The following is a 256-nucleotide window of genomic DNA, read 5'->3' on the forward strand; positions in this document are numbered from 1 at the left end:
TCCCACAAGGTTTCTCGTGTCTCGTGGTACTTTGGAACATGCTCGCTCTCTTCTGGTTTCACATACGGGGCTTTCACCCTCTGTGGCCGGTCTTTCCAGGACCGTTCTGTTACCATACGAGTCACTTGATGCAGTCCATAACCCCTGGGTGCACGCACCCAGGTTTAGGCTCCTTCCATTTCGCTCGCCGCTACTCTGGAAATCGAGTTTTCTTTCTTTTCCTCCGCCTACTTAGATGTTTCAGTTCAGCGGGTTC

1 rRNA gene is annotated in these 256 nt (G+C 52.0%); it reads right to left on the reverse strand.

The features are described from left to right. A 23S ribosomal RNA gene (locus NE473_RS32380) occupies positions 1 to 256 on the reverse strand; the annotation flags it as partial.

It is taken from the genome of Hungatella sp. SL.1.14 (assembly GCF_024460495.1).
Lineage (GTDB): Bacteria > Bacillota > Clostridia > Lachnospirales > Lachnospiraceae > Hungatella > Hungatella hathewayi.